This window comes from Collinsella sp. HCP3S3_E5, assembly GCF_052067635.1.
GTDB lineage: Bacteria > Actinomycetota > Coriobacteriia > Coriobacteriales > Coriobacteriaceae > Collinsella.
In genome coordinates this window covers 13,750-29,997 of the sequence record NZ_JBQHQF010000025.1, presented here as the reverse complement: position 1 = coordinate 29,997, position 16,248 = coordinate 13,750, and the positions used below count along the sequence as shown (strand labels likewise).

The window sequence follows — 16,248 nt, the reverse complement described above, 5'->3', positions numbered from 1 at the left end:
GACATGCCGGGGGCGGACCGGGACGGGTTAACGGCAGGCCCCGCCGACCGATTGCAAGCGGTCGGCGGGGCCATTGTGGCTCTTGACAGCGGATTGGGTCATATGAGTGAACTGCCTCCCATTTCTTTGACATCGGAAAATGGGAGGTTTTCATTCGTGGTACAATAGTTCATACAGTTGTTTAAACGACTAAGGGAGCAAACTATGGAAGAGGCCTACCGTCAAGCACGCAAGCGCGGCGAGCAAGGACGTCGACGCGCCATTAGCCAAAGCGAGCATCCATACCTTACGGACCTCGACAGTTTGGTTGCCCAGCTCCCCCTAGGTCAGCGAGAGAATGTCGGCCTGCGGGATATTCCGCTCGAAATGGTTGTCGGCACGGTTACCAAGGGCCGTCAGTCCGCCTTTTCATGCAACTTTATGCCCCTGCTGCCGTTTAGCACCGAGTTCGCCCGCAAGTGGTCCAACCTCTACGACATTCAGGTAACCGAGGGCTATCGCGACCCCATCATTGTCACCGAGTTCATGCATCGGTTCTATGTCCAAGAGGGCAACAAGCGCGTCAGCGTCCTCAAATTCCTGGACGCCCCGACGGTTTCGGCCAAGGTCACCCGCCTCTATCCCGGCAAATGGGATTCCGTCGAAAGCCGCCTGTACGGCGAGTTCTGCGCGTTTTGGCGCGTCTGCCCCCTATACGAGATCGAGTTCTCGCGCGAAGGAAGCTACGAAACGCTCGCCAAGATGCTCGGTCAGAACCTTATCGAAAAATGGCCCCAGAAAAAGGTCGACTACCTGCGCCACACCTTCCTACTCTTTAAGCGCGCCTACCTTCGCGCGGGCGGCGACCACCTGGACATTACGCCCGCCGACGCCATGCTCGTCTACCTCAATGTGTACAACCAGGACCGCCTGCTGGATACGCCGACAGATATCGTCGTAAACCGCCTGTGCAAGATCTGGCGCGAACTGGTCATCGCCGGGAAAAGTGACGAGGACAAGGTCGATCTTGTCGAAGCGCCAAACGTCGATGAGGAGGAGTTGCCCGCCAAGTCCACCTCCGGCATGCTCAACTTCTTTATGGGCAAGACCGTCTATTCGGCGGCCAACCCCCTGCGCATCGCCTTTATCCATGAATTCACCTGTGCGACGTCGAGCTGGGACAGGCTGCACGACCAAGGGCGTCAGTATCTCGATGAGCACTTTGGCGGTATCGTGCGCACCGAGGCGTTTGAGGACTGTCACGATCCGGACGTGTTCTACGCCGCCGTGGAAACGGCTGTCAAACATGGAGCAAACGTCATCTTCTCGACCTCGCACCGCCTGATGGAATACACGCTCAGGGCTGCCGTTGAATATCCCCGGGTTCGGTTCCTTAACTGCTCCATCGGTCTTCCTCACCAAAGCGTCCGCTCGTACTTTGGCAAGATGTACGAAGCCAAGTTTCTCCTGGGCGCCCTTGCCGCCAGCATGGCGGACAACCACCGCATCGGTTACCACGCGTCGGTCTTCGCCTCGGGTGCACTCAGCGAGATCAACGCCTTTGCGATTGGCGCCTCGCTGCTCGACCCCCGTGCGCAAATTATCCTGACTTGGGGCGATGTGCCCGCCGGAGGCCTTGCCGAGGCCATGCGTCGCGAAGGTGTGAGCGTCATGACCGGCGCCGACATGTCAAAGTCGCTCGAAGACCCCACGGCCTACGGACTCCACCGCCTGGTCGATGGCAAGGTTGCCGGCATTGCCATGCCGGTATGGAACTGGGGCCGATACTACGAGCTTATCGTGCGAAGTCTACTGCATGGCACCTGGGACGAGACCAGTGACGACAGCCAGGTTCGCGCCGTCAACTACTGGTATGGCATGAGCTCGGGCGTTATCGATATTCGCTACGCTCCGGGTCTGCCCTATCAGACGCGCAAGCTTGTTCAGCTCCTCCGCAATGGCATCGTCGAGGGCTCCATCAATCCATTTGGCGGCGAGCTCCATAGCCAAGACGGCGTGGTGCAGATTGAGGGCTTTCCCCCACTGCCGAGCACGCAAATCGTCGAGATGGACTGGCTGGCAGACAACGTGGTGGGCACCATTCCGCAGCCCGACGATGAGCCGAAGGTCCGTGCTCTATGAAAATCCTTGCCATAGCCGATACCGAAGAGCGATGCCTGTGGGAGTGCTTTCGCAAGGAACGCTTTGAGGGTGTCGACCTAATTTTGTCCGCTGGCGATCTGGACCCGGACTATCTTGAGTTTTTGGTCACGGTCATCAACAGACCGCTCATCTACGTGCGTGGCAATCACGATGACCGCTACGCGCGTCATGCACCGGGCGGCTGCATCTGTGTCGAAGACACCGTGTACGTGTATCGCGGCGTCCGCATTGCGGGGCTTGGCGGCTCCATGCGCTATCGAGATGGCGCTAACATGTACACCGAGCGCGAGATGGCCAAGCGCATGCGTAAGCTATCCCGCAAAGTGAGGATGGTCGGCGGCTGCGACATCTTGCTCACCCATGCGCCCGCCGCCGGCATGGGCGATCTGGACGATCTGCCGCATCGAGGATTCGCATGCTTTAACACAGCACTCGAGACATGGAATCCCGACTACATGGTGCACGGGCATGTGCACCAATGCTATGTTCGCGACTTTCAACGCGAACGCCAGCACGCATGCGGGACGACGATTATCAACGCCTGCGGCTATACGCAGTTTGAGCTGGACGAGGCGCGCTACCCCATCCGTGGATGGCAGGCAGCCTGGCTCAATTCGCAAACCATGCGCCGCGAGCTCAAGCGCCACGAGGCAATCGAGTCCTCAACCGCCAGAACCCCCTGGTAACCACCACAAAGGGGACAAGCACCTTTGTGGTGGTTCCGGACATCTCGACACTACAGCGCGGCGATGACCTTATCGCCCATCTGGGTCGTGCCGAGGATCTTATCGGCAGGGGTGCTGGCATCGGCAATGTCGCGGGTACGCCAGCCTTCGTCAAGCACACGTGCCACGGCATTTTCGATCCAAGCAGCCTGCCCACCCATGTCGAGCGCGTACGTGAGCAGCATTGCCGCCGACAGGATCTGCGCGAGCGGGTTAGCGATACCGAGCCCCGCGATGTCGGGCGCGCTGCCGGCGCTCGGCTCAAACAGCGACACGCCATCGCCTAGCGAAGCCGAGGCAAGCATGCCGAGCGATCCGGTAATCTGCGCCGCCTCGTCAGAGAGAATGTCGCCGAACATGTTCTCCGTAACTACGACGTCAAAGTCGGCCGGTCGGTTAATGAGCTGCATGGCGGCGTTGTCGACGAGCAGGTCCTCAAGCTCTACATCTGGATACTCCTCGTCATGCACGCGATGCACGACCTCACGCCACATGCGGCTCGTCTCCAATACATTGCGCTTGTCCACGCTTGTCACCTTGCCGCGGCGCTTGCGAGCTGCCTCGAACGCCTGGCGGGCGATGCGCTCAACTTCGTACTCGCGGTACTCCATTACGTCAACCGCGCGCTGGCCAGCCACACCGTCGGTGCCCGCACCGCCCTCGTCATAAAAGCGCTCGTGCTTGCCAAAGTAAATGCCACCGGTAAGTTCGCGGACGAGTACCATGTCAACGCCCTTGATGACTTCGGGACGAAGCGTCGATGCGCTGGCAAGTGCGTCGTAGATTTTTACAGGGCGAAGGTTGGTATAGAGGCCGAGTTCTTTGCGGATACGCAGCAAGCCTTGCTCGGGGCGCGGGGCCGCCGGATCGGTCGAATCCCACTTTGGGCCACCGACGGATGCCAACAGCACGGCGTCCGACGCCTTTGCCGCCGCAAGGGTTTCATCGGGCAGCGGATTGCCGCACGCATCGATCGCCGCGCCACCAATCAGGTGATCCTCAAAGGCAAACTCTACGCCAGCGCGCTTGCCCACGGCAGCCAGCACCTTCTTACCCTCGGCAATAACCTCGGGCCCAATGCCGTCACCAGGAAGACAGCAGATCTTATAGGTCTTCTTCACGTTGCAGCTCCAGCTCTCGCTACTCGGCCCGTTTGAAAACGGATTATCCAGCTTGACCGTCATAATCGCTTACGCCTCCTGAGCCTTTGCCGCGACAATCTTGGCACGCGTGCGCGCAACCAAACCGCCGGCCTCGATAATCTCGGCAATAAATGGCGGGAACGGCTCAGCTGTAAAAGTCTCGCCAGTACGCTCGTTGGTGATGACACCCGCATCGGTATCGACCTTCACGGTATCGCCGGCACAAATCGCATCGACAGCTTCGGGGCACTCCATAATGGGCAGGCCCACGTTAATGGCATTGCGATAGAAGATGCGTGCGAAGCTCTTAGCAATAACACACGACACCCCTGCAGCCTTAATGGCAACCGGGGCATGCTCACGCGAAGAACCGCAACCAAAGTTCTCCTCAGCCACAATGATGTCACCGGGCCTCACGGCAGAGGCAAACGCGGGATCAATATCCTCCATAGCATGCGCCGCCAAGTGCGCATGGTCGGACGAGTTCAGATACCGAGCAGGAATGATGACATCCGTATCAACGTCACGACCATATCGAAAAACCGAACCTTCAAAGTTCATATCATTCTCCGTTCAAACATGGAATGCGGGGGATTTGATATTTACTTACTTACTCGGACAGTCCTGCTCGCACGGAGAGCACATTAAGTGCTCTCCGGCTCGTGCGGAACTCGACGCAAGCAAATATCAAATCCCTCGTTCGCGTTTCGGCTACAAAAAAGCTAATGGAAAGTTAGCGTTCGCCTTCGGCGAACAAAAAAGTGCCAGGACTGTCCGCAGTAGCGAGCAAAGGTCGAAGGACCCCGTAGCCCCTACAGGTCAGACGGCAAGCATATGTGCCCCGCCACGGCAGAAGCAGCCGCCACGGCCGGCGAGGCCAGATAGACCTCGGACGTGGGGTCGCCCATACGGCCGACAAAGTTGCGGTTGGTCGTAGAAACGCAACGCTCCCCCGCCGCCAAGATGCCCATGTAGCCGCCCAGGCACGGACCGCACGTGGGCGTGGAGAACACACAGTTGGCATCTAGGAAAATGTCGGTCAATCCCTCCTTCATGCACTGGCGGAAGACCGCCTGGGTCGCCGGAATCACGATGCAACGCACCCCGTCGGCAACCTTATGGCCGCGCATGACTTCGGCCGCAGCGCGCATATCCTCGATACGTCCGTTGGTGCACGAGCCGATTACCGCCTGGTCGATCATGATGTGACGGCTCTCGCTCACCGGATGGGTGTTGCTGGGCAGATGCGGCCACGATACACACGGCTTAATGTCGGCCGCGTCAATGGCAATAACCTGGGCATACTCGGCGTCTGGATCGGCGTGATACTCAACGTAATCACGTTCGCAGCGCCCCTTGAGCCAGGCGCGGGCAACATCATCGACCTCGATAATGCCCGCCTTGCCGCCCGCTTCGATCGCCATGTTCGAAATTGTCATGCGACCTTCCATCGACAGGCCCTCGATGGTGCTGCCGGCAAACTCCATGGCCTGGTACAGGGCACCGTCCACGCCGATCATGCCAATAATGTGCAGGATGATGTCCTTGGCAGTGGCGCCGTCCTCAAGCTCGCCATTAATCTCAAAGCGAATCGTCGGCGGAACCTTAAACCATGCGCGCCCCGTGGCAATGCCCACGCCGGCGTCTGTTGAGCCCACACCGGTCGAAAACGCACCCAAGGCGCCATACGTGCAGGTATGCGAGTCGGCACCGATAATCAGATCGCCCGGGACCACCACGCCGCGCTCGGGCAGCAGGGCATGCTCAATGCCCGCGCAACCTTGCTCGTAATAGTGCGTCACATGCTGCTCGTGCGCAAAATCTCGCATCTTTTTGGTCTGCTCGGCGCTCTTAATGTCCTTGTTGGGCGCATAGTGATCGGGCACCAGGCAAATGCGATCGCGATCAAATACCTCGGTGGCACCCAGCTCGCGAAAGACATCGATCGCGATAGGTGCGGTAATGTCGTTGGCGAGCACAATGTCCAGGTCGCATTCGACCAGCTGGCCCGGCTTTACCTCATCGAGCCCGGCGTGTGCCGCCAAAATTTTCTCTGCTACGGTCATGGGACGTGCCATGTGATTCCTCTCTCGTACGGGCGCATGCCCGGCTGGTGCCTGTTACTTTCCCGCCTTGGAACGGTTGGTCTGAATCATGCGGTTAATAGCGTTGATGTAAGCCTTGGCCGAGCTCACGATAATGTCGGTATCCGCGCCGCGGCCGGTGTAGATCTTGCCGTCCTCGGCGGTGATGCGCACCGTCACCTCACCGATGGCGTCGATACCACGCGTAATGGCCTTAACGTTGAACTCCGTCAGCTCGCCATGGGCAGAGATGGCCTTGTCGACCGCTTTGTACGCCGCATCCACCGGACCGGTACCCGTCGAGCAAACCACCCGTGTCGCGCCGTCCTCGTCTGTAATGGTTGCCGTGGCCGTAGGAATAAGCGGGTCGCCGCAGGAAACCTGGAGCGCGTCGAGGGTGTAGATCGCCTTGACCTCGCGCTGGCGCTCCTGAATCATCGACTCCAGATCCTCGTCAAAGACCTCTTTCTTTTGATCTGCAATCTCCAAGAAGCGCTGATAGATCGACTCGAATTCCTCATCGCCAAACGTATAACCCAGCTCGGCGAGACGATGGCGCAGCGCCGCATGGCCCGAACGTGCCGAAAGGATAATCTCGGATCCCGCTGCACCCACGTCCTTGGGATCGATAATCTCGTAGGTGTCACGCGCCTTGAGCACGCCATCCTGGTGAATGCCCGAGCTGTGGGCAAACGCATTAGCGCCCACAATGGACTTGTTGGGCTGCACGTTAATACCAGTAATTGAACTGACGAGCTTGGATGCGCGCGTAAGCTCGGTCGTCACGATATCGGTATGTGCATCCAGATCCTGCTCGTGCATCCTCATGGCCATGACGACCTCCTCGAGCGCCGTGTTGCCCGCGCGCTCGCCCAAGCCGTTGATGGTGCACTCGATCTGCGTCGCGCCATTGCGGACCGCCTCGAGTGCAAGGGCTGTGGCCATGCCCAGATCGTTATGCGTGTGGATCGAAATCGTAACGTCCTCGATTCCGGCCACGCGCTCGCGCAGATCGCGAATACGAGCACCAAACTCCCAGGGCATGTTATAGCCCGTGGTGTCCGGAATATTCACGACCGTAGCGCCGGCCTTGATCGCTGCCTCGATAATGCGGACCAGGAACTCCTGATCGGAGCGGCCCGCATCCTCGGCATAAAACTCGACATCGTCGACAAACTTACGAGCGTGCTTTACGGCGTGAATAGCGCGCTCGATAGCCTCATCCTCGGTCATATGGAGCTTGTCACGCAGATGGCTGGGGCTCACACCCAGACCGGTATGGATACGGGGCCTCTGAGCCGTCTTGAGGGCGTCTGCAGCCACTTCGATATCCTTATCGACCGCACGGGTGAGACCGCATACCGTGCACCGGTCACCCGCGATCTTGCCAATCTCTTGTACGGAACGATAATCACCGGGGCTCGAAATAGGAAATCCCGCCTCGATCACGTCGACATTCATACGTACCAGCTGGCGTGCAATAACGAGCTTTTCCTCGGTATTCATACTGGCGCCGGGAGACTGCTCCCCGTCACGAAGCGTTGTGTCAAAGATTGCGATTTTGCGGCTCATGATTTCCTCCTGACAGGCTAAAGATACAGATGGCTTTCAGGAGAGATGAAGTGCCTCAAGATAGAATAATACCCGTGTCGCTCATCACGCCCAAAAGCGGCGGAAGATAGCGCACCCGGGTACAACTAATCGTTATAGCGAAATTACAACCCTAGCGCGCTATCCAATCTAGTAGCGCTAGGCCTAGGAGCTGCTGTTTGTTATAGAACATGTCTGGCTCCTTTCAGCCTCGGGTATTCACTACATTGGGCTAAAGTGTAACACAGGCAAAACGACACGCAACGGGGATTTTGAACCAAAACCACCACAAAGGCGCCTATCTCCTTCGTGTTGGTTTTGGCCCGAAATAGCAAGGAACCCGGTCCTGCACGAGACAGAACCGGGTTCCTTTAGCAATGCTTGCTTTGCTCAGGCAGTAACTAGAAGTTACTCAGCCAGGAAGTCACGCTGGACAGTGGGATCGACCTTGACGCCAGGGCCCATGGTGGAAGACACAGAGATGGACTTGACGTACTTGCCCTTAGCAGAAGAGGGCTTGACGCGCAGGATCTCGGTGTACAGGGCAGCGTAGTTCTCAACGAGCTGCTGCTCAGAGAAGGACTTCTTGCCCAGGGGCACGTGGCAGATGCCATAACGGTCGGCGCGATACTCAACGCGGCCGGCCTTGAGCTCGGAGACCATCTTGGCGACGTCCATGGTCACGGTGCCGAGCTTGGGGTTCGGCATGAGGCCACGGGGACCAAGGATCTTACCGATGCGGCCAACCTTGGCCATCATGTTCGGCGTAGCGATAGCGGCGTCGAAGTTGATCTCGCCCTTCTGGATCTGGGCGACGAGCTCGTCGGAACCGATGATGTCGGCGCCGGCAGCCTCGGCCTCACGGGCCTTCTCGCCCTCGGCGAAGACGGCAACACGAACGGTCTTGCCGGTGCCGTGGGGCAGGGAGATGGAACCACGGATGTTCTGGTCAGCCTTACGAGTATCGATGCCCAGACGGAAGTGGGCCTCGACGGTCTCGTCGAACTTGGCGGTGTCGAGCTCCTTGATGAGCTTGGCAGCCTGAAGGGGGGTGTAGAGCGTGGCGCGGTCGACCTTCTCGGCAGCGGCGTTATAGCTCTTACCATGCTTAGCCATGTGCATTACCTCCTGTGGTTAAACGGGCGTGAGCCCTCCCACATCGTATCGTGTGCCCTATTGCACACATTTAACGGGCGCCCCGGTCGGAGCACCCGTCGTTACCTAGAAAAACGCTACTCAGCGATGGTGACGCCCATGGAACGGGCGGTACCGGCGATGATCTTCTTGGCGGCGTCAATGTCGTTGGCATTGAGGTCCGGCATCTTGATCTCGGCGATCTTGGTGAGCTGCTCCTGAGAGAGCTGGCCAACCTTGTCGGCCTGGGGCTTAGCGGAACCAGACTTGAGGTTCAGCTCCTTCTTGATGAGGTGAGCCGCCGGCGGAGTCTTGGTGATGAAGGAGAAGGACTTATCCTCGTAGACAGAGATCTCAACGGGGATAATGTCGCCCTTCTTGTCCTGCGTCTCGGCGTTAAAGGCCTGGCAGAACTGCATGATGTTCACGCCAGCAGCGCCCAGGGCGGGGCCGACGGGAGGAGCGGGGTTAGCGGCACCAGCAGGAATCTGGAGCTTAATGACGTTGGCAACCTTCTTCTCAGCCATGGTCATTCCTTTCGAATCACGAGTGTGAAGTACTTGCTATATCGTAAGCACGCACGTGTTAGAAGCACTCCTGAGATGAGCAGTCACAGAAGAAGCACGCTCGCGCGAACGGACGAAAACTTAAGCGATGACAGCGACCTGGTTAAAGTCAAGCTCGACCGGCGTCTCGCGGCCAAAGATCATCAGCGTGACCTTGAGCTTGCCTGCCTCGGCGTTAACCTCGGAGACCTTGCCATCAAAGTCGGTAAGCGGGCCATCGGTGACGCGGACGGACGTACCAACCTCAATATCAACCGACGTACGCTTGGGCGAATCGCCCTTACCGGGACGACGAGTCATCTTATTGTACTCGTCGCGGGAAAGCGGAGCGGGCTTGCCGTTGCCGCCCAGGAAACCGGTGACGCCGGGCGTGTTGCGAACACACGTCCATGCATCGTCATCCATCTCCATGCGAACCAGGACATAACCCGGGAAGATCTTAGAATCCTTGGTCTCGCGCTTGCCACCCTCTTTGATCTCGGTGACGCGCTCCATAGGAATCTCAATATCAAAGATACGATCCTGCATGCCCATGGTCTCGATGCGATGCTCGAGATCGGACTTAACGCGGTTCTCGTATCCAGAGTAAGTGTGGACGACGTACCAACGCTTAGACATGGTTTAGCCCCTCAATCCAGAGAACAGAGCAAGAGCCTCGCCAAAGCCAGCATCGAGCAGAGCGATGACGACGCCGACGACGATCAGAGAAGCGCAAACGACGACCGAGTAGTTCACGAGCTCCTTCTTATCGGGCCACGTGACACGCTTCATCTCGGACTTCACCGAAGCAAAATACTTCTTGGTGCGGGCGAAGAAACCGGGCTTCTCGTTCTTCTTGGACTTCGCAGCCTTCTCGCTCTTCTTGGCAACGGCCTTCTTGGCCTCAACCTTGGAGTTGGCGGCAGCTTTGTTGGCAGGCGCCTGCTGCTGTGCCTTCTTCTTGTTCTTCTTGTTGGCCATTTGGGTTACCTCCGCGCAATGCGCTTATACATGAGTAAACCGTAAGCCCCCAAATGGGAGCTTACGGAATAATGACTGGCACGCCAGGAAGGACTCGAACCCTCAACACTCGGTTTTGGAGACCGATGCTCTACCAATTGAACTACTGGCGTATGTGACTAGAGACTAGCGAGTCTCTTTGTGCAGCGTGTGGTGACGGCACCAGGGGCAATACTTCTTGATCTCCATACGATCAGGCATGTTCGCCTTGTTCTTAGTGGTCGTATAGTTGCGGCGCTTGCACTCAGTGCACGCAAGAGTAACTAGAGTACGCATGTATCCTGAACCTTTCATATCCGCCCCGTACGGGCACGAGTTGGTACTTTATCAGCTCTACGTAAGTGCTGTCAACGAAAACCTCGAATCAATTGGTTCTCGGTAGATCCATTCATATTTGGAACACATCAATGGAGCCAACGAGATCTAATCGATTCCTCACGCTCAACTTAAGAGCGAGCTAAGCGTAATCATCAGGCAAAAAGACCCACGTAGAAAAGAACCCGGCACCCATATAAGTGCCGGGTTCTCTAAGTCAGCTGTATCAGAGAGCTAATTTACTCAATGATCGTGGAGACGATGCCCGAACCGACGGTGTGGCCACCCTCGCGGATAGCGAAGCGCAGGCCCTCCTCCATAGCGATCGGGTGAATGAGGTCGCCCTCGATGGTGATGTGGTCACCAGGCATAGCCATCTCGGTGCCCTCGGGGAGCTTGACCGTACCGGTAACGTCGGTGGTACGGAAGTAGAACTGAGGACGATAACCATCGAAGAACGGGGTGTGACGGCCGCCCTCCTCCTTGGTCAGAACGTAGATCTCACCGGTGAACTTGGTGTGCGGGGTAACCGAACCGGGCTTGCAGAGAACCTGGCCGCGCTCGATGTCCTCGCGCTTGATGCCGCGGAGCAGCAGACCGACGTTGTCGCCAGCCTCGCAGAAGTCCATGGACTTACGGAACATCTCGATACCGGTAACGACGGTGTTCTGGGTATCCTTGATGCCGACGATCTCGACGGGCTCGTTGAGCTTGAGCTCACCGCGCTCGACACGGCCGGTAGCAACGGTACCACGGCCGGAGATGGTCATAACGTCCTCAACGGCCATCAGGAACGGGAGGTCGTTGTCACGAGCAGGCGTCGGGATGTACTCGTCGACGGCAGACATGAGCTCGCGAATGGCGTCCATCCACTTGGCGTCGCCCTCGAGAGCGCCCAGAGCGGAACCACGGATGACGGGGATGTCGTCGCCGGGGAATTCGTACTCGGAAAGGAGCTCACGGGTCTCCATCTCGACGAGGTCGATGAGCTCGTCATCGTCGACCATGTCGCACTTGTTCAGGAAGACGACGATGTAAGGAACGCCGACCTGACGGGCGAGCAGGATGTGCTCGCGGGTCTGAGCCATGGGGCCGTCGGTAGCGGCGATGACCAGGATGGCGCCGTCCATCTGAGCAGCACCGGAGATCATGTTCTTGACGTAGTCAGCGTGGCCCGGGCAGTCAACGTGAGCGTAGTGACGGGCAGCAGTCTCGTACTCGACGTGGGAGACGGAGATCGTAATGCCGCGCTCGCGCTCCTCGGGAGCCTTGTCGATGTTCTCGAACGCAGTGAAGTCAGCCTTGCAGCCCTCGGTCTCGGAGAGAACCTTGGTGATGGCAGCGGTCAGCGTGGTCTTGCCGTGGTCGACGTGACCGATGGTGCCGATGTTAACATGCGGCTTAGTGCGCTCAAACTTCTCTTTGGCCATAAAGCCCTCCTCTAAACAGGTCGTCCCCGGACGGGACTTTGCCTTTATACCATAGTGGCCTCTCAACATACTATTGAGAAGCCACCGTGTTACCTATGGTAGCGGTGACTGGATTCGAACCAGTGACGCCACGGGTATGAACCGTGTGCTCTAACCAACTGAGCTACACCGCCGGATGGAGCCTGCAACCAGACTTGAACTGGTGACCTCTTCGTTACCAACGAAGTGCTCTACCGACTGAGCTATACAGGCACTTGACGGGTGGGAGCTATAGGATTCGAACCTATGTAGGCAGAGCCAACGGGTTTACAGCCCGTCCCCATTAACCACTCGGGCAAACTCCCAATCGTTCAAGTATCCGCAGGTTCTTTGGTCTTTTGGGCCTCCGCCCCCGCGAACGAAAAAAATAATACGATGCAACCTTGGGGGCTGTCAACGAAAACCTCTAAATACACGGTACCGGGCGTATCTATATACCTTTGACCTGCGGTTTTGCTGAATTTAGATATGAAGGACGGCGGATTTGGCTGCGCTGGCGACATTTCCCGAGGGAACACTTTGGTGTGGTGGAGTACCCTTGCGGTATCGACTTTCGATACCGATCCTCGTGCGTCCGAATATCCTCGCTCAACCAGGATGACTGGGACCGGTCCGGCCTTTATCTCGATCTGTAACATTTAGAGAACATTTTCTCCCCTATCTGTTACAGATCGAGATGTTTCCCTGGCGGTCTCCCGTTTATCTAAATCTGTAACAGCAAGAACGGTTTTCCTTCCCTATTTGTTACAGATTGAGACACTTCTCAGCTCGCCCCCAAACTGTCTAAATCTGTAACAACTGGGAGCTGAATGCTCGTCCTCGTGTTACAGATCGAGACAAACCTGAAGCTTGGTGGGAGTCAAACCCGCTTACATATCGACATAAATAGAAACGGACCCTGTCCCACAAGGAACAGAGCCCGAAACTCTCATGGAGCCAGTGACAGGAATCGAACCTGCAACCCACTGATTACAAATCAGTTGCGCTACCGTTGCGCCACACTGGCACACTTGGCGCTTTCGCGCGAAGCCAGATAAGAATAAAGGAATTAGAGGCACGGCGCAACAGGTCTGCGACACGACATGCGCACGTGATGCACGTTTAGCCTGTTTAATTAACCCGGCATATTCATTCCGCACTGATAACTGTATCAAAGCGCACAGACTTTTATGAAAGCGCCTAATAGCAGCGTGCGCGCTGAACAGTGATTACGGCAACACCGCCGCACAAACGGTAATTGTATAATCTGCTTGCCGGGACTAGCAAAAGGAGATTTGCCATGCTGCAAACACAACCCATGTCTCGCAAGGCCTTCGTTGCCACCGGCATCGGTGCACTTCTGGCCCTCGCAGGCTGCCAACAGCGCGCATCCAATTCAGAGCCCAAGGAGACAGAGGGCGAAAACACCCAGGAATCCAAAGAGACTGAGGGTAAAGCAGAACCCAAAGACGTCTTCACGATAAGCGGTGTTGAACGTGGTGAGGACGATGATTACGGTTACTGGGAAATGTATGTCACCGTCGTGAACAACAGCAAGGAACCCCAGCAGTTCCTTGGTTTCCACATCGACGAGCTAGATATGGACGGAAACATCATCGACTCCTACATGTCCTATAACAAGAACGCTGCCTACACCACTGTGGAACCCGGGCAGTCCTATACGATCGACCTCACCGAGGCCGTCGATGACAACGTCGCCGGCATGCAGAGTCGTTACTGCGAGTATGGGGACGAGGACGACCCCACACGCAGCGATTACAGCACACCGTATAAGCAGATGTTCTAAGAAAGAAGATCAGCCGTGAACGATATCGACTCAACTCCACTCGGCCAGTTCCGAAAGAAGACCGTCATCACGACCCTGGCGCTCATCGTCATCTCGGTGGTATTCGTCATTATTGCCGTATCAGTCCAGTCGGATGCACAGAGCAACTACTCAGAGTACCTGCGTATTACGTCAACGTACGAATTTCTCGACGGGAGCGACTACCTGGATAAATACAACAACGCGACCTCAACCGCCACATTTTGTATAGGAGTATCCGCACTGGCAATTTCCGCTGCCGTCGTTTCTGGCATCGCATGGATCGGAACGAATCTCCTCATTGCCAATAAGCGCACCATCCTCGCAGTCCAGAAGGCAATTGACACGCCTATGGAGCTCGAAGCCTGTACCGGCGCCGTAGATGCCCCCATTGGTTCAAGCATTACGTTCCAAGAGGAGGGAGACACGCTCGTAGCCACTAACCTTGTGGGCGAGCCGGTCGGCGCCCTCAACAAGGAGTTCGCTGATCGAATCAAAGCGGCGGAACAAAATGAAACTGCCAAGGCGTATGTCACCTCATACCGCGGCAACCATCCCGTAATCGAGGTCACAGCGAACGCATAGACGTTACTCTCCGGGGCGAGCTTCGGCTTGCCCCGGAGAGTAACGTAATTACCCGCATCGCTCACCATCTTAGCCAGATAAAAAGTCTGCATGTTATCTGGACAGCTTCAACAACCGTGCCAAGCAATCAACCCCCTTGTCCGCTAAGAAGCTACCGTGCGTTGCGGTTGATCTTCCGCAGGCATTTAAAATGCGTAATTCTCTACAATCGTTCAGCCAAAAGCCCATTCATTTCAGCCATTTCGACCTCAATTTCAAAACTATTCGTCAGAACGAATAGTATTAATTACAATGGAATAGATAAAACTATTCGTTCTGGCGAAGGGTTTCGCGATGTTGACCACGAAGGAAGCTGCAGAGCTACTCGACATCACCCCGCGCAGGGTGCAAGAGCTCATAAAAAACGGAGCACTTGAGGCACGCAAGGCTTCTGGTGTATGGCTCATCGACAAAGGCAGCGTCAACGCACGACTCCGCTCCGTGACCAAAGCGGGGGGACGTCCCCGTCGAGGCCATGGAAAAAGCGAGATTACGTTTACCCTCATGAACCGCACGCACGAAGTCGCCCAGCTGGTCTACAGCACATCGCGAAAAGACTTTACCCACATCGGTGCCGACATCGATTACACCCACGCCCCTATTGGAATACTTGGCCCCAATAGTCCCGTGTCGCTCGACTCTTTCCGCATTTGGTGGCGAGGCCGCGGTATCCCGCTCGCGCGCATAGGACTTGCATCCCTGTTGGCAGAAGCAGCAGTCGATGTTCCCGACGAACTCATCCAGCGAAATCTCGGCCTCTCCCTATCCGACCAGTATTGGATTAGACCCCAAGATTCCGGTCTCGCGTGGGAGGATATTAACTTCTTCAATAATGCTTTTGACGACGTCTCTCTGTCCATCGCACCCTTCGCCCCAGAGGGTAAAGCAGCCGCCGCAAAGCCCGATAACACCTCGGACGGCAACCTTCAGAAGTATTGGACATGCGAGGGCGGGCGTCGAATTCTGCACAAGGCAGGAGCGCACCTGAACCAAGAACCATATAACGAGCTGGTAGCGACCGCGCTCCATCGTCGCATCCTAAACGCCTGCGATTATGTGCCTTACTCGCTCGAGGGCACGGGCACTTCCGCCCTGAGCATATGCGATGTCTTCTTAACTGATGAAGAAGAGTATGTCCCTGCGTTCTATGTAAACCAGTACGCAAACGCAGATGAAAGACTAACCGACTACGAGCGATATGTAGCAAACTGCGAGAAGCTCGGGGTAACAGGCGTCAAGGATGCCCTTGACCGCATGATCGTGTGCGACGACATCATCGCCAACTATGATCGTCATTGGCGTAACTTTGGCCTTGTGCGAAACGTCAACACGCTAGCCTGCAGACCTGCCCCCATCTTCGATTCGGGCTCATCGCTCTGGTGCAACGTTTCTCTAGAGGAGCTTAAGGCAGGGGAGCACAGTTTTACCAGCGCGCAGTTTCATTCAAGCCCCGCGAAACAAATGCTGCTTGTCGAGGATATGAGCTGGTTTGACGACGGCAAGCTCGAGGGTTTCGTTGACGAGGCAATCGAAATCCTATCCAAAAACGACGCTCTTACAGCAAGACTGCCTTATCTAAAAGAGGCGCTAACATGGCGCCTCAAAAGAATGATCGACATCGCTGAATGGAGTTAGCGAAACAGTATCGCCCCGC

The 16,248-nt window shown here is 56.7% G+C and carries 15 protein-coding genes and 5 tRNA genes; 5 read left to right on the top strand and 15 right to left on the bottom strand.

Annotation, left to right across the window (positions count from 1 at the left end):
- Positions 1 to 204: 204 nt before the first annotated feature.
- The gene (locus ACTM82_RS07685; RefSeq protein WP_441055510.1) at positions 205 to 2,121 is read left to right on the top strand and encodes a BMP family ABC transporter substrate-binding protein; all 1,917 of its coding nucleotides are present in this window, start codon (positions 205 to 207) and stop codon (positions 2,119 to 2,121) included.
- Positions 2,118 to 2,828, top strand: coding sequence for a metallophosphoesterase family protein (locus tag ACTM82_RS07680; RefSeq protein WP_441055512.1), 711 nt, complete (start codon positions 2,118 to 2,120; stop codon positions 2,826 to 2,828). Before ACTM82_RS07685 ends, ACTM82_RS07680 begins: the two co-directional genes overlap by 4 nt.
- 50 nt (positions 2,829 to 2,878) lie before the next feature.
- On the opposite strand, the gene leuB is transcribed toward ACTM82_RS07680, so the two are convergent.
- The 15 genes from leuB to ACTM82_RS07605 form a co-directional block, all read right to left on the bottom strand.
- Positions 2,879 to 4,051 (bottom strand): 3-isopropylmalate dehydrogenase, encoded by a 1,173-nt coding sequence (gene leuB / locus ACTM82_RS07675; protein WP_441055514.1) that lies wholly within the window; start codon positions 4,049 to 4,051, stop codon positions 2,879 to 2,881.
- 6 nt (positions 4,052 to 4,057) lie between these two features.
- A complete protein-coding gene (locus ACTM82_RS07670; RefSeq protein WP_427727054.1) occupies positions 4,058 to 4,570 on the bottom strand; it encodes a 3-isopropylmalate dehydratase small subunit in 513 nt (170 codons plus the stop codon).
- A gap of 251 nt (positions 4,571 to 4,821) precedes the next feature.
- Positions 4,822 to 6,087 (bottom strand): 3-isopropylmalate dehydratase large subunit, encoded by a 1,266-nt coding sequence (gene leuC / locus ACTM82_RS07665; RefSeq protein WP_195838496.1) that lies wholly within the window; start codon positions 6,085 to 6,087, stop codon positions 4,822 to 4,824.
- A gap of 42 nt (positions 6,088 to 6,129) precedes the next feature.
- On the bottom strand, positions 6,130 to 7,665 hold the full coding sequence (locus tag ACTM82_RS07660; RefSeq protein ID WP_441055516.1) for a 2-isopropylmalate synthase: 1,536 nt from the start codon (positions 7,663 to 7,665) through the stop codon (positions 6,130 to 6,132).
- A 426-nt stretch (positions 7,666 to 8,091) separates the two neighbouring features.
- On the bottom strand, positions 8,092 to 8,799 hold the full coding sequence (gene rplA / locus ACTM82_RS07655; protein ID WP_441048851.1) for a 50S ribosomal protein L1: 708 nt from the start codon (positions 8,797 to 8,799) through the stop codon (positions 8,092 to 8,094).
- Positions 8,800 to 8,915: 116 nt separating this feature from the next.
- Positions 8,916 to 9,344 carry a 50S ribosomal protein L11 gene (gene rplK, locus ACTM82_RS07650; RefSeq protein ID WP_022093893.1) on the bottom strand — a complete coding sequence of 143 codons (429 nt, stop codon included), beginning with the start codon at positions 9,342 to 9,344 and terminating at the stop codon, positions 8,916 to 8,918.
- A 120-nt stretch (positions 9,345 to 9,464) separates the two neighbouring features.
- Entirely contained in the window at positions 9,465 to 10,001 is a 537-nt protein-coding gene (gene nusG / locus ACTM82_RS07645; protein WP_427718370.1) for a transcription termination/antitermination protein NusG, read from the bottom strand.
- Positions 10,002 to 10,004: 3 nt separating this feature from the next.
- On the bottom strand, positions 10,005 to 10,343 hold the full coding sequence (gene secE / locus ACTM82_RS07640; protein ID WP_154514754.1) for a preprotein translocase subunit SecE: 339 nt from the start codon (positions 10,341 to 10,343) through the stop codon (positions 10,005 to 10,007).
- A 76-nt stretch (positions 10,344 to 10,419) separates the two neighbouring features.
- Positions 10,420 to 10,495, bottom strand: a tRNA-Trp gene (locus ACTM82_RS07635).
- Positions 10,496 to 10,508: 13 nt separating this feature from the next.
- The gene (rpmG, locus tag ACTM82_RS07630; RefSeq protein WP_102372646.1) at positions 10,509 to 10,658 is read right to left on the bottom strand and encodes a 50S ribosomal protein L33; all 150 of its coding nucleotides are present in this window, start codon (positions 10,656 to 10,658) and stop codon (positions 10,509 to 10,511) included.
- Positions 10,659 to 10,936: 278 nt separating this feature from the next.
- Positions 10,937 to 12,127, bottom strand: a complete 1,191-nt coding sequence (gene tuf, locus ACTM82_RS07625; protein ID WP_154514756.1) for an elongation factor Tu — start codon at positions 12,125 to 12,127, stop codon at positions 10,937 to 10,939.
- Between the two features lie 96 nt (positions 12,128 to 12,223).
- Positions 12,224 to 12,300, bottom strand: a tRNA-Met gene (locus ACTM82_RS07620).
- A gap of 3 nt (positions 12,301 to 12,303) precedes the next feature.
- Positions 12,304 to 12,379 (bottom strand) — tRNA-Thr (locus tag ACTM82_RS07615).
- 10 nt (positions 12,380 to 12,389) lie between these two features.
- A tRNA-Tyr gene (locus ACTM82_RS07610) sits at positions 12,390 to 12,471 on the bottom strand.
- 626 nt (positions 12,472 to 13,097) lie between these two features.
- A tRNA-Thr gene (locus tag ACTM82_RS07605) sits at positions 13,098 to 13,172 on the bottom strand.
- 273 nt (positions 13,173 to 13,445) lie between these two features.
- On the opposite strand from ACTM82_RS07605, the gene ACTM82_RS07600 reads away from it, so the two are divergent.
- The 3 genes from ACTM82_RS07600 to ACTM82_RS07590 all read left to right on the top strand — a co-directional run bounded on the left by ACTM82_RS07600 (position 13,446) and on the right by ACTM82_RS07590 (position 16,229).
- Complete coding sequence (locus ACTM82_RS07600) at positions 13,446 to 13,952, top strand: hypothetical protein (RefSeq protein WP_441055518.1); 507 nt, start codon at positions 13,446 to 13,448, stop codon at positions 13,950 to 13,952.
- 15 nt (positions 13,953 to 13,967) lie between these two features.
- On the top strand, positions 13,968 to 14,555 hold the full coding sequence (locus tag ACTM82_RS07595) for a hypothetical protein (protein WP_154514760.1): 588 nt from the start codon (positions 13,968 to 13,970) through the stop codon (positions 14,553 to 14,555).
- A gap of 333 nt (positions 14,556 to 14,888) precedes the next feature.
- Positions 14,889 to 16,229, top strand: coding sequence for a DNA-binding protein (locus ACTM82_RS07590; RefSeq protein WP_441055520.1), 1,341 nt, complete (start codon positions 14,889 to 14,891; stop codon positions 16,227 to 16,229).
- Positions 16,230 to 16,248 lie beyond the last annotated feature (19 nt).